The following is a 13,206-nucleotide window of genomic DNA, read 5'->3' on the forward strand; positions in this document are numbered from 1 at the left end:
TTTTAAAACTTGATCAATAAAAACGGTTACTACAAATATTGCTCAATATAAGAAATATACACCCTTAGATTATCAATTCCTCGTTGATATAAATATTTATACTCATATATTTTTTCACTTGCTTCAGTCTCTGATACATTTTCAACATTGACTTGACTAAGTGTACGATGAGCAAGGTATAGACAAGTTAATAATGCTTGTTTTTTCTGTATAGAAAAATGTTTAACTTCCTCAAGAAATTTAAATTCTTCATCAGTAAGTTTTAAATCCGGAATAATAGCTGAAATAGAATCTTGATAGCTTTTTTTGGGGAATAAATTTTTGAAAAGTCCAGCACTCTCACTACCTAACCGCTCTGTTTCTCTAAGTTTTTCAAGGCCCCAAGTTGTAAAAAATTGGAGTTCACATAATCTGAAATTTTCATTTTTTGGATAATCTAAAAACATATGAATAATTTTTTTAATATCTTCATGAAATCTAAAAATTTCGCTATTTATTTGCCTTTGATAAGAAGGATATAGTTTTTTTATATTTGTATGAGGTGAACTAATTAAGCTAACCGCATTATCTTTAAATGCTTGAATTACTATAGCTATGAATTTTAAGTCTAGGTTGCTATGTGGGTGTTTTTTTTCCTTATACTTTAAAATATCTTTAAGATTTTTAAATAACTCTTTTAAATCATGACTATGATTTAGTAATTTCTCTAATTTACTAGACTTCGGACATTCAAGATATTCACAGCCAGTGCTGATATGATTAAGAAGATGTTTTATGATCAGCTTTAGGGAAAATTCAATAATACAAATATATATATTAAGAAGCGGATAAACTAAATTATCATTTGTGGAATTAACCTGCGTATCTACTGTCAATTTTTGAATTATTATGTCTGCAGCTTCTTCAAACCCTTTTATCAATGAGTAATCTTGTGCCAAAGGATATTCTTCCACCTTATCATAAGGATAGATAACGTTAGATTTATCTAATTGTCTTCCGTAAAAATATCTAGACAAATTACTCCCCTCATTTTCACCGCTCTAACTAAATTATAGTCCTGCTTTAATAAGATCCTCATGAAACATTTTTGATGAATATGCCTAATGATCCTGACTGACATGTAATCTCTTAAAGTGAACTAATACAGGAATATTCTTTGCGGCAAGATTATTTTTATATACTTTTTAAAAATTAATTACCTTAATAGTTTATATTGCAGTAAATCTATTGATTAACGTGAATTCGACATAAAGTATATTTGCTATATTTTATGTCGAATTTAGTTATATTTAATCTGGATCCCGTATAAATGCTTCGCATTTTACGGGATAACGTTCGTTTAGCAACATAAAAGAGCCTTTATCTCTTATATATCGAACTCACGTTAATTATGAATTAGCTACTTTATAGATATACTGTTCATATCGGATATAACTTTCTCGAAAAACCTGGGGTAGAATTACTTTTATGACATGATTTTTCATTTCCTCAACACTTCCCTGGCCATTCCAATCCCAAGTTATTGAAAAATAGCCATTCCATGTAAAACACCAACCTGCCGATTCTTGTTGGCAATCATTTTTCCATTGAATATCACGTAACGATTTAAATGGTTCTAATGCTTTGCTCACACTACCAGGTATTATGTGAGATTGATTAATCATGTGGATATAATTTCGCTCATAAGCAAGTTGAACATCTTCTTTAAAAACAAATCGATCGTTAAAAAGTGACTGTTGTACTTCAAGTAAAAAATAATCTTTTGCCAATGGTGTTGAAGGAAGATCTTGATTTAAAGTTAGATTTAATAAGCCATCTTTATAAAAATCATCAATAAGCTCTTGCACGATATAAGCAGTTGGATAATTAACTTGGTATGAAGAATGCCCGCAACTAGGTAACGTGAATTTAAAAGTATAAAGATTGCCTTGATTAGCAATCTGAATATTTTTAGTATCAGGCACCTGAATATCCTTACACTGAGGAACAGCCACTGCAATCTTATTTTCTGAAGCCTCCGCATAACTCCAAATCATGGTTAAAAGAAGCATACTTACCCTAAACACAATTTGCTGCATCATATTTCCTACAAGATATTTGAAGGTTCATATTATCATGATATTAGTTATGTAATGAACAATAAAAATTATGCTATTAAAGTAGCCTTAGATGCAGCGCAGCGGAATCACGGCTACTATAGGCTAAATATATTTAAATTTTGGCATTTGAATATTCTCGGAAAAAAGATATTATTTGTTGTGCTGAAGGACCCATTTCTTGTGGATTATGATGAACTAAATACAGAGGATAAGTTCTAATATTATCTTGCTGCAAACAAAGTGGTTTAATAGGTAAGTTCCTATTTTCTACTAATTGTTTTGGTAACCATGAAAAACCTATACCTTGAGCTACACACTGAATTTTCATCTCCATTGAACTTACTTTCCAATGAAACTCTGAGCCTAACCAACCTTCATTTCTTTGATTTTTTATACCTGAATCTTGCGCAATGATATAACGCTCTTGATAAAGATCATCTAACGTTAGTTCCTTTTGATGTAAGGGGCTGTTAATGTGGGCATATGGAATAGATTCAATATCCATAAGCTTATCACCTACATACCCTTCTGGAATTTTTGAAATAATAGCGATCTCAGCTTCACCATTAGTTAATAAGTCACTTGGCCCTGATAGAATGCCATGCTTTAAAATAATTCGAGTTTGAGTATTGATTAAGCTGAATTGATGCAATATTTGCAATAATATTTGAGGAGGAAATATTTCATCAACAGCTAAACGCAAAATTTTTTCATAATTAGATTTAAAATTATGGGCAGTATTTTCAATATTTTTAGCTAATCGTGTTAGTTGCTTAGACATATTTAAAATCTGCATACCTTGCTCGGTTAAAAATGCTTTGCGTCCTTGTATATTCATCACTTGTACGCCCAAGGATTCTTGTAATTTCATTAATGAATAACTAATGCTAGATTGACTTTTGTGTAGCTTTTCGGCTGCTTTAGCAAAACTTTTTTCTTCTACGATGGTTTGTAATACCCGCCATTGTTCAAGTGTTACTTTGGCCATTTCTATTCCAGATATATCTAAAAAACTGATTAATTAAAGCTAAATTTTGCGCTTTTTTATTGCTTTATACCATTTATAATCAGATTTGTTAATTAAACAGATTTCTTCGGAAACTCGCTACAGCGAGAGAAGAGCAAGGAGACACGGAGCGCAGAACAGCAGTGTACATACAAGTACATGAGGATGCGAGCACCGTATTGACGAAGCAATTTTCTTCTGTAGTAGAGTTTCCGAAGAAATCTAATAAGGAGGTAAAATGAAAAAAGTAGCTGCTATTTTTTTATTAATAGGTTTTGCTATTAATGCCAAAGCAAGTTTTGCAGAGCTTAGCCCACAAGAAATAAATAAGGAGGTCGTTACCCAATTTTATCAGAAAGCAATTAATGAAAAAGATTTTTTGGCAGCCGAAGTTTATATGGGGCCATGGTACATACAACATAATCCTTTAGCTAAAGATGGTATAGAAGGTTTTAAACAATATATTGATTATCTGAAACAAACCTACCCTCAATCGCACAGTGAAATTAAACGGATCATGGCAGAAGGCGATTATGTTATTTTACACGTCCACTCTATAAAAGAACCAGGTACAAAAGGACAAGCCATCGTTGATATTTTTCGCTTAGAGAATCATAAAATTGTCGAACATTGGGATGTAATCCAGACGATTCCTGAAGAATCAGCTAATAGTAATGGTATGTTTTAGCAGGCGTGAGTCGGGCCTTTGCCTGTAGCCGTCAAGCTAAGCTTTTTCTTCTATTACTTAACGTTCCGCGGCTTGCCCGCGGAACGTAGGTAAAGTAAGGGCTATGGCCTTAGTTCGATACTAACCTTTAATTAAATCAAAAAACTGAATACACTAGATTTTTTTTAACCCACACACCCTTCTTTCAATCCATAGGGTTAAGATAAGAGTAGATACAACACCTAATAAGACACCATACATATACCAATTTTCACCTACTATTTTTAAAGCATCAGGCGAGTGGAAGATAGAAAAAGGAATCGCTAATAAAACATCAATAATGGCTGAACCAGCTACTAATCCGCAAGCAATTAAAGTGCCTTTTTGCCTTCGTTCAGTCTTTTGATCATTACTAAGAGATTTCTTTTTATCAAGGCGGGCTTGTACATACATGGCGATCATCCCACCTAAAAACAAAGGAAATGAGGAAGAAATTGGTAAATACATCCCAATTGCCACACCCAAAATAGATAATCTTATAAAACGATTTAACTTAAATAACTTAATAGAGATTAACAACAAAACGATAATTGCTGCACCAACAAACATCATCGTCCAAGGCAATGTATTACGAAAAACAGCTTCAGTGATAGCAGCCATTAAAGCCGCAGTTGGCGCTGGAAGTGTTTGACTTATATCCATTCCCTCATGTGGCATAACGCCAGCAATACCATAGACATTAAAGAGTAGTTGCATAACTGGCGGAATCACCAAAGATGAAACGACAACCCCAAGTAAAAGCATCACCTGTTGTCGCCACGGGGTCGCGCCAACTAATTGGCCTACTTTAAGATCTTGCGTGTTATCATTAGCAATGGCTGCAATTCCTGTAACAACTGATCCAATAATAATGGTAATCGCCTCAGCTGCTTTAATCTGATTATTAGTCAAAGGTAGCGGCAGAAATTTATTAATAATGGTTAATAACATCCAGGCTGCAAATAACATTCCAGCAATCACTACCGAACTACCTGGACTTGCGGTCACACCTACCATACCAGATAGATAGCCTGTTATGACTGAAAATAAAAACCCAATAACTAATACATAAATAACAGCAGTAAAAACTAAAGTAGGGGCAAAATCGCCATCAAGACCCGTTGCTTCAATGGGAAAAATATATTGGAAAAATAAAAACAATAAAGCTGCCATGAAAGCGATACCGCTTAAAATAAAAGGTATTGGAATATCTCTATCTGTTCGTGGTACTTGAGCCGCCCAATTACGTTTAGAAGTAAAGGCAGTTATAGATTGAGTAATGCTCTTGACTAACGGCTTAACAAGTAATAGAAAGGTCCAAGTTCCTGCAAATAACATAGCGCCTATACCTAAATAGCGCATTTCACTATCCCAAAGTAATGTTGCTGCCTGATTTAATTGATAATGGGCTAAAAAATCTGGATAAAACTGACTTACAATAGGTAAAGCAATTAGCCAAGAGATAATGGCACCTAGAAAAATACTAATGGCCATCTCATGGCCTATCAAATAACCTGCTCCAATCATAGTCGCTGAGAAGCCAGCGCCAAAACCAAAAATAGAGCGCTTAATAACAAACCAAAAATTAAAGTTACTAGCGATAACTTTAAACCCCATTTGCAAAAGTTCAATTAATCCACCAACAGCACCGCCTAAAAAAATTTCTTTTACGCCTACTCTCTCACTAGACGATTTTAAAACCTCAGCAATAGCTCTTCCTTCTGGAAAACGTAATGCGGGCTCATGAACTAATATACGACGAAGTGGAATAGAAAATAGAACACCAAGAATGCCGCCAATTGCTGCAATAAAGAAATTGGTTAAATAGTCAAAACTTTGCCAGTAATGAATAATGATTAGAGCAGGAATAGTATAAACTATTCCTCCAGCAACAGCCTCCCCTGCAGAGGCAGCTGTTTGTACAGCGTTATTTTCTAAAATAGTTGAATCTTTAAATAACCGTAAGATACCCATTGAAATAATGGCTGCAGGAATTGATGCCGATGTCAAAATACCTAATTTTAAAGCAAGATATGAATTTGACATGGCAAGCAAAACAGTCAAAATAATAGCCAATACAACACTACGTACAGTTAATTCTGCTACTTTTTTTTCGTCATAAACACCTAAGGCAGAATTTGTCATGCATTGCCCCAAACTAATTTTTTTATTTCAGGACGCAATGAGGCTAATGAAGATGTGGGAATAATAATTGTTTGTGGGCCGTAAACATAAGCAGCAATTTGGTAAGTGTCAAATACGATAGCTAACCCTTCCTTACTAAAATTCCAATTTGTATAATTTTTATTTATTGCTTGCGTACCTTCATTGACCCATTTTTCATCAAAATCTTTATTTTTAAGTAACTGATTTCGACAATAGTTGGCTATTTCTTCTAGATAAGGACTATTAGCTTTAAAAATATCCTGCAAGTTAATTTCTTCACCATCAATAAAATTAAATGTTCTTACACTATTATTTGGATGAGCCGCGCCGCGAGAATAAGTTGAAATATTAAATAGCAAACTGACAACATGTGTATTTTGATACGCTATCTTATAATCGATATACAGACTGTCTTTGCCAGGCAAATTAGTAGTGAAGGGACTAGAGCCTGACATATCTTGTGAACTTTTAGTTTTTGTTATAAAGGTTTTTATAACCTGATTTATTTGGTTTTCTTTAAATCCTTGGGGATATTTAAGATTTAAAATAAATGTTTTAGTTTCTTTCTTTACAGTAACTGTTGTAGGTTGTGCGAAAATATTATTAGTAAAACCAACCATGAAACTTAAGATGACAATGCGCAATAAATACATACTTATTTCTCCTGTGCTTTACTAATGATTAATCCAATTTCCAGCAATCATTGTTTCATGATCAAGCGGGTAGCCAAAATGATAACACAATTCAGCTTTATCTTTGAGCGACCAGCGTATAAGATCAGCAACGCAGCCTGGCTTAATAGCGCCTATATCTGCAATACCAAGTGCTTTTGCTGCATTGGTAGTAACACTTGTTAAAACCTCTTCTACTGTTAAGCCAAAATATTGGCAAGCCATATTCATCATCAAAAGTAAAGACGCTGTAGGAGATGAACCAGGATTACAATCTGTCGCAATGGCTATATCTATTTTTAGCTGACGCAATAAGGCAATAGGGGGTAATTTGGTAGCACGTAAAAAATAGAAAGCACCTGGAAGAAGCACAGCGACGCTACCCATCTCTGCCATTGCTCTAGCGCCCTCTTCATCTAAGTACTCTAAATGATCGCAAGATAAAGCGCCCAAAGAGGCAGCTAATTTACTTGCACCGAGATTAGATAATTGTTCGGCGTGACATTTAATAGGCAGTTTTAAATTATTGGCTACCAAAAATATTTGTTCTGTTTGTTTATAGGAAAAAGCAATAGTCTCACAAAATACATCCACTGCATCAGCTAGACCCAACTCGGCAATCATAGGCAACATGTCTTGACAAAGATGATCGACATACGCTTGGGTTTTATTGGCAAATTCAGGCGGTACGGCATGTGCACCTAAAAAGGTTGTTTGCACACGCATACCACTTAACTTAGCAATTTCACGCGCCACTGTAAGCATTTTAATCTCATTTGCTATATCTAAGCCATAACCTGATTTAATCTCAACTGTGGTAACCCCTTCTGCACGTAAAGCTAGTAAGCGAGGCAGTGATTGCTCAATTAATTCATCTTTAGTTGCTGCACGAACTAGTCTAACTGTAGATAAAATACCGCCACCTGCTTTGGCAATATCGCTATAAGTGGCCCCTTCAAGACGCTGTTTAAATTCATTAGCTCGATTACCTGCGTAAACCAAGTGAGTATGACAATCTATTAATCCTGGTGTAATAAGCTTACCCTGGCAATCTTCTTTAATAGGTGCCGAAATAGGCGGTAAATTTTTTTCTTCATCACACCAAATAATCTTATTACCTTTAATGCCAATAGCTTGCTGCTTATTTAAATAGCCATCGGCTGTAAGCGTTGTTGCATTAAGGAGAATTCTATCGCATATAAGCATAAGCTATTCCCAATGTGGCACTATATGAGGCTTTTTTAGCCAATAGCGATGATGGTGGGTAGCATAGATATCCCATTCTTCAGCATCGTAATCACTTCGATCAACCTCTAACAACAACCAACTTAAGAAAAGTGCAGCTGTTTCTGTTGAAACTAAACGATTTTGTTTCTTAAGCGTTTTAAAAAACTCAAGCTTTTCATTATCCATAAAAGAACTTTGACGAATTAAAGTTTGCATATCTGTATCAATAATCCCAGGCATGACACTTGCAAAAGCGACTGACTTGCATTCTAACTGCCAACAACGAGTTAACATAGCTAAAGCTGCCTTTGAAACGCAGTAAGCTGTCCAACCTACCACAGGAAAATAAGCGGCGCCAGAACCAATATTAAGAACACGCCCACCGTTAAGTTTATTAATTAATAATTGGGTAAGAAATAAAGGAGTATTCAAATTCGTGGCTAAAGTTTGTTGCCAAGCTTGCTCGGTAATTTGGGTAATCGGTGCAATAGGCTCAATGATACCAGCATTATGAACCAAGCCTTTAATAGTTGGTTTATTAGTTAATGCAGTTAAAATAGCTTGCTGCCCTTCTGTGGTTGACACATCGGCACAACATATAGAAATTAAAGGAGAATAAGAAGCTGCTTCTTTTAATACCAACTCACGGCGGCCCACAATAAGCACTTCCTGGCCTTGCTCTGCTAATAAGTGCGCTAACGCACGCCCAATCCCGCTACCTCCACCTGTAATAATAAACACGCTCTCTTCCTTACCCGCTCTATATTTAATTAAAAGGGCCCTATTTTACCGAAATCATTTAACAAAGCTACACGTTATCCCGTAAAATACTCAAGAAATAAGCAACTTATCTAAAGCGACTTTAGCAATTTCTAAAAAGGGAGAATTAGATGTTACTGGAGATTAATCACTATGAACCCCCAATAGCAGCAATTTGGCAAGGGCGTAAAGATAGCTTGCCTAATGAGCGTTTTTTTCAAGCAGTCAAACCTTTTGATATTCGTATCCATTCGCTTGCGGATATTCGTAGCCAGATTGTTTTTCTAGGTTTTAGTAGTGATGAAGGGATAAAACGCAATGAGGGCCGCGTGGGTGCTAAAGCAGGGCCAAACATTATAAGAGAACAACTGGGAAAACTTCCCTGGCATACTAAGAAGCCTCTTTATGATTTAGGCAATATTGTTTGCAACGATGGAAAATTAGAAGAAACTCAAGATGAATTTGCAAAAATAATTAGCCTATGTCATCAACATCAATGTAAAACTGTTGCTTTCGGGGGCGGCCATGAAATTGCTTGGGGACACTTTTTAGGTCTAAGTGAAAAATACCATAAACTAGGCATTATTAATTTCGACGCTCACTTCGATCTTCGTCCCGTCAATACTCAAAATCAAAGTACTTCTGGCACGCCATTTTATCAAATTAGTCAACTATGCCAATCTAAAAATTTACCTTTTAGCTATTGCTGTTTAGGTATTCAACCCCATGCAAACACAGCTAGTTTATTTCAACTAGCCAGTGATTATCATGTTTCCTTTTTAACAGCAGAGCAAATGCTTGAGCAATCAATCAAGCAGCAAATTAAATTTTTGCATCAATTTATTAGCAAACAAGATTTTATTTATCTAAGTATTTGTCTAGATGTTTTTGCAGAGGCTTATGCGCCTGGCGTCAGTGCGCCTCAAGCATTAGGTTTATTACCTTGGCAAGCGCTACCCCTGTTGAAATACATCATACAAACTGGCAAAGTAGTCAGTATGGATATTGCTGAGCTTTCACCCCAATTAGATCAGGAGCAAAAAACGGCCCATTTGGCAGCAATACTGATAGCAGAGCTATTAGAATCATAATTGCTTTAAGACATAGGTAGCAATTTAGAATAAACTTTAATAAATTAGGTAATTGTTCAGGGAAATATTTAATTTTGGTGAGCAGTCAGATTTGCGTCAAGTACAGCTGTTTGGCAAATAAGACTGAACGGTTAATAAATTAAAAGTATTTATTAAAAGTATAATGACGTTTATATTAGTCTCAAAAATTCTTGCAAGGAGCATCTCGAATGAAAAAAACTATGTTGTTTAGCAGCCTATTAACTGTCTTAAGTGGCTCTATTTATGCTGAAAAATCAGACTCCTTAGTTAACACCACCGTAGATAATTATACAAAAGCTGCATCAAGCTCTGTATCCCAGCAAATTCAACTAGCTAAGGCTGATACTTTCAAAGTAACAGCTGCCACTACTACAGCGCCTAGCTCAACGACTACAACCACTACACAAGAAGTTGTTGTACCAACAACCACGACACAACCCGCCACAGTAACGACACAACCTGCTACTGTAACCACACAACCTGCTACTGTGACTACGCAGCCAACTACTGTAATAACACAACCAGCTACAGTCACTACACCTGCCACCACCACTACAGTAATTACCAAGCCTGCACCTACTACAACCACAACTACAGTACCTGCATCCTCAACAGGTACAACATCCATGGCACAGCCCATGAACTGTACTTATCATATCCCTCCTGAAACAACTCATATTGAGCATGCAATTATTATGGAATGGGCAAATAATGCTACAAGACAATCTTTTGATTTTGATCACGTTAACATTGCGCAACAATTAACAAATTTAAGACCTTGTTATACTGAACAAGGTTGGCAAAGTTTTAATGAAGCGCTTAATAAATCAGGTAATTTAAGTGCTATAAGAACACAAAAACTGATGGTAGCAAGTACGGTTGATGGCAATATTGCCGTAACTGACCTTAAAGAAAATCAATGGCGTGCTAGTGTGCCTTTACAAGTTACCTACCAAAATGAAAAACAAAAATTAACGCAGCTACTAACCGTGGATTTAATTATCGGAAGAAAAGTCACAGGCGATCTTGGTATTATGCAGATGATTGCTTCACCTAGACAAGCTGTTACTACAACCCCTGCAACAACAACGACGACAACAATTAAGAAACCAACCACAGTTATTATAAAACAGCCTGCGAGTGGAAATCCTTAATTTTAAATTTGACATTATTTTTTATTAAAAGCCCCACCATTTACCGCGGGAAAACCTGCGGTTATTTAATTTCAGGATGATTATGCGTTATTCGATTTTACCTATTTTATGTTTAGCTAGCTTTAACGTCAGTGCCAACGTACTACAATATTTTACCGGGCTTAGCTATAGTAACCCTGCTGAGCTATTTAAAGTTAAAAAAAATGACCTTATTATCGGCGGCACAGTCATGTATGCTGATATCACATTCAAAGGGCGACAATTAAACTTAAATACTTTTAAAGAAGACCCTGGCACGAGTGATAGCAGACAAACCAGCTTACTACCTTATGGCCGTATTGCTACAAGGCTTAATGATAAACTTGTTTTCGGAGTTGACGTTACAGAGCCGTTTCATTCTAATTTAAAATGGGGCGCTAATGCGGTTACGCGTTATGCATCCACAGAAACACTCATGACTGATGTAGATGTAAGTCCGCGAGCTTCCTATAGTTTAAGTCAAAGCCTCTATCTTGGTGGCGGATTAAATTTCAATTTTTTAAAAAATAATGAGGCAAATTTTGCACTCCCATCTGGCCCAACAACCTATGATACATTAATTAACCGTACATCTAGTTTCGGTTTAGGTGCCGACATTGGCCTGTATTATATGTTTAATCAAACTAATTTTTTTGGCGCTGCTTATTATTCATCAATTAAACAAAAAGCAAAGGGTGAAAGTTTATTTGGAAATTTTGTTAACACTAATCATAAATTTTACTTCCGCATGCCGGCAACCACTATTTTATCCTACACCCATTTATTTTCTAAAGAGTGGTTAATCAATTTACAAGCCTTTCGTAGTGAATGGAATGCTAATCAATATGCACGTGTACGCAATACAGCAGCGCAGCCTCCTTCACCAAAGGATTTCACGTTTACTATGAAATACGACGAATCTTGGGCTTTTGTAGGTTTTCTCCGTCATCAAATCAGTGAAAAAACAGGCTTTGGTGTAATAGGCGTATACGATGATGGCCCAGAACAAGAAGAATTCCGGCCTATTAATTTTCCATCCGATAAACAATATTTATTTGGCTTTGTTATAGATTACAAAGCAACATCCACGACCACACTACAACTTTTATATGGCCATGTTATTTCTAATACTCTTATTGCCAATAAATTTAACAATGAAGGACGAACTTTACCCTTCACTACAGGCAGAGTCCAAATTAATGCGGATGTGTTTGATTTAAGACTATCGGTGCAAGTTTAAAAGTATTTAGAAACTTTTAATAACTCTCTTCGATTTAAAACCTGTTGAAAGTAACTGTTCACGGGGTATGTAGTTAACGAATATGAAGTCTTCATCTTTCCCGCGCAGTATTGTTGCGTGAATAAATTGCAGAGCTAGTTACAACCAAATTATCCTCTGTCATTCCCGCGGGCGGGGATCCATTCATTAATTAACGTAAATTCGACATAAATTCCCGCCTACGCGGGAAAGACAATTTATGTTAAATAGGCTTCTAAGCAGAAAAATTTGCATACCTCTGAACAGTTGCTGTTAAATACTTTCGCATTTTACAGTTTGATAAATTAGCTTTTTTCCTCAGCATATGGTAAAACCGTTACCTGAGTGCCTAAGGTCATAAACTCCTCATTTAACCATTTTGCAGCACTGGGTAAGACACGAACACATCCATGACTGGAATTTGCATAAGGGACTTCGTAAGCTGCATGAATAGTATATCCTTGATGGAAATACATACAATATGGCATTTTAGCGCCACCGGTAGTTTCTACAGGATATTCTCCAGATAGACAATCAGCGCCTCGTTTATTGTAAACCCGAAAAGTACCGGTCACAGTACGACAAGATTGCCCTACATCTTCACAAAAATCTTTACCACCAGAAGCACTACCTGTCATGACGCGATGACCTTCAGCATCGTACGCTGCCCAGGAATAAGCTTGGGGATCAAAAATAAACTGCTTCCTGCCTATAGCGGGTATTTGTAAAGGAAAATGCTCACGTCCGCGCTTATCACGCAAATAATGTGTTGTCCTATGTACATAACCATTATCATCCGTAACTAAGGTTGATTCATCATAATACTCACCGCAACTTGAAAGTCCAGCACAGGCAGCTAAGCCCACCCAAAACAACTTATTCATGATAATCTCCGCTACAGGATAAATTATTAAGACAACTTAATTAACGTGAGTTCGACATACAAAGAGACGAAAGCTCTTTATAGGCCGCTAAATGAACGTTACCCCGTGAAATGCAGAGCATATGTACGGCAACAAAATTTAGTAAG

Annotated in this window: 12 protein-coding genes; 4 read left to right on the plus strand and 8 right to left on the minus strand. The window is 36.0% G+C overall.

Annotation, left to right across the window (positions count from 1 at the left end; genetic code table 11):
• Positions 1 to 29 precede the first annotated feature (29 nt).
• From E1P04_RS07185 to E1P04_RS07195, 3 genes are all read right to left on the minus strand, one after another.
• Positions 30 to 1,016, minus strand: a complete 987-nt coding sequence (locus E1P04_RS07185) for a hypothetical protein (RefSeq protein ID WP_131782250.1) — start codon at positions 1,014 to 1,016, stop codon at positions 30 to 32.
• Between the two features lie 372 nt (positions 1,017 to 1,388).
• Complete coding sequence (locus E1P04_RS07190; protein ID WP_242604405.1) at positions 1,389 to 2,081, minus strand: hypothetical protein; 693 nt, start codon at positions 2,079 to 2,081, stop codon at positions 1,389 to 1,391.
• 130 nt (positions 2,082 to 2,211) lie between these two features.
• A complete protein-coding gene (locus E1P04_RS07195; RefSeq protein ID WP_131782251.1) occupies positions 2,212 to 3,087 on the minus strand; it encodes a LysR family transcriptional regulator in 876 nt (291 codons plus the stop codon).
• 256 nt (positions 3,088 to 3,343) lie between these two features.
• On the opposite strand from E1P04_RS07195, the gene E1P04_RS07205 reads away from it, so the two are divergent.
• Positions 3,344 to 3,793 carry a nuclear transport factor 2 family protein gene (locus tag E1P04_RS07205; protein ID WP_131782252.1) on the plus strand — a complete coding sequence of 150 codons (450 nt, stop codon included), beginning with the start codon at positions 3,344 to 3,346 and terminating at the stop codon, positions 3,791 to 3,793.
• A 153-nt stretch (positions 3,794 to 3,946) separates the two neighbouring features.
• Here E1P04_RS07205 and E1P04_RS07210 read toward each other — a convergent pair whose 3' ends face one another.
• Genes E1P04_RS07210 through E1P04_RS07225 form a run of 4 tightly spaced genes read right to left on the minus strand, consistent with a single transcriptional unit; the run spans position 3,947 to position 8,616 of the window.
• Positions 3,947 to 5,956 (minus strand): OPT family oligopeptide transporter, encoded by a 2,010-nt coding sequence (locus E1P04_RS07210; RefSeq protein WP_131782253.1) that lies wholly within the window; start codon positions 5,954 to 5,956, stop codon positions 3,947 to 3,949.
• Positions 5,953 to 6,630, minus strand: coding sequence for a DUF3298 and DUF4163 domain-containing protein (locus E1P04_RS07215; RefSeq protein ID WP_131782254.1), 678 nt, complete (start codon positions 6,628 to 6,630; stop codon positions 5,953 to 5,955). Before E1P04_RS07215 ends, E1P04_RS07210 begins: the two co-directional genes overlap by 4 nt.
• Before the next feature lie 21 nt (positions 6,631 to 6,651).
• Positions 6,652 to 7,854: an imidazolonepropionase gene (hutI, locus tag E1P04_RS07220; RefSeq protein WP_131782255.1), complete on the minus strand. Its 1,203-nt coding sequence runs from the start codon at positions 7,852 to 7,854 to the stop codon at positions 6,652 to 6,654.
• Between the two features lie 3 nt (positions 7,855 to 7,857).
• Positions 7,858 to 8,616, minus strand: coding sequence for an SDR family NAD(P)-dependent oxidoreductase (locus E1P04_RS07225; RefSeq protein WP_131782256.1), 759 nt, complete (start codon positions 8,614 to 8,616; stop codon positions 7,858 to 7,860).
• A gap of 149 nt (positions 8,617 to 8,765) precedes the next feature.
• On the opposite strand from E1P04_RS07225, the gene hutG reads away from it, so the two are divergent.
• The 3 genes from hutG (at position 8,766) to E1P04_RS07240 (ending at position 12,158) form a co-directional block, all read left to right on the plus strand.
• Entirely contained in the window at positions 8,766 to 9,725 is a 960-nt protein-coding gene (hutG, locus tag E1P04_RS07230; RefSeq protein ID WP_131782257.1) for a formimidoylglutamase, read from the plus strand.
• 209 nt (positions 9,726 to 9,934) lie between these two features.
• Positions 9,935 to 10,900, plus strand: coding sequence for a DotI/IcmL family type IV secretion protein (locus E1P04_RS18020; RefSeq protein ID WP_242604406.1), 966 nt, complete (start codon positions 9,935 to 9,937; stop codon positions 10,898 to 10,900).
• Positions 10,901 to 10,982: 82 nt separating this feature from the next.
• Positions 10,983 to 12,158: an OmpP1/FadL family transporter gene (locus E1P04_RS07240; protein WP_131782258.1), complete on the plus strand. Its 1,176-nt coding sequence runs from the start codon at positions 10,983 to 10,985 to the stop codon at positions 12,156 to 12,158.
• Between the two features lie 323 nt (positions 12,159 to 12,481).
• On the opposite strand, the gene E1P04_RS07245 is transcribed toward E1P04_RS07240, so the two are convergent.
• On the minus strand, positions 12,482 to 13,060 hold the full coding sequence (locus E1P04_RS07245; protein WP_131782259.1) for a L,D-transpeptidase: 579 nt from the start codon (positions 13,058 to 13,060) through the stop codon (positions 12,482 to 12,484).
• Between the last annotated feature and the right edge of the window lie 146 nt (positions 13,061 to 13,206).

This window comes from Legionella gresilensis (assembly GCF_900639865.1).
Classification (GTDB): domain Bacteria; phylum Pseudomonadota; class Gammaproteobacteria; order Legionellales; family Legionellaceae; genus Legionella_C; species Legionella_C gresilensis.

Excerpts from the sequence above, each read along its gene's own strand:
- hutG (WP_131782257.1), top strand. The coding sequence starts at position 8,766 with ATGTTACTGGAGATTAATCACTATGAACCCCCAATAGCAGCAATTTGG.
- hutI (WP_131782255.1), bottom strand. The coding sequence starts at position 7,854 with ATGCTTATATGCGATAGAATTCTCCTTAATGCAACAACGCTTACAGCC.
- E1P04_RS07240 (WP_131782258.1), top strand. The coding sequence starts at position 10,983 with ATGCGTTATTCGATTTTACCTATTTTATGTTTAGCTAGCTTTAACGTC.
- E1P04_RS07205 (WP_131782252.1), top strand. The coding sequence starts at position 3,344 with ATGAAAAAAGTAGCTGCTATTTTTTTATTAATAGGTTTTGCTATTAAT.
- E1P04_RS07190 (WP_242604405.1), bottom strand. The coding sequence starts at position 2,081 with ATGATGCAGCAAATTGTGTTTAGGGTAAGTATGCTTCTTTTAACCATG.
- E1P04_RS18020 (WP_242604406.1), top strand. The coding sequence starts at position 9,935 with ATGAAAAAAACTATGTTGTTTAGCAGCCTATTAACTGTCTTAAGTGGC.
- E1P04_RS07245 (WP_131782259.1), bottom strand. The coding sequence starts at position 13,060 with ATGAATAAGTTGTTTTGGGTGGGCTTAGCTGCCTGTGCTGGACTTTCA.
- E1P04_RS07215 (WP_131782254.1), bottom strand. The coding sequence starts at position 6,630 with ATGTATTTATTGCGCATTGTCATCTTAAGTTTCATGGTTGGTTTTACT.
- E1P04_RS07210 (WP_131782253.1), bottom strand. The coding sequence starts at position 5,956 with ATGACAAATTCTGCCTTAGGTGTTTATGACGAAAAAAAAGTAGCAGAA.
- E1P04_RS07195 (WP_131782251.1), bottom strand. The coding sequence starts at position 3,087 with ATGGCCAAAGTAACACTTGAACAATGGCGGGTATTACAAACCATCGTA.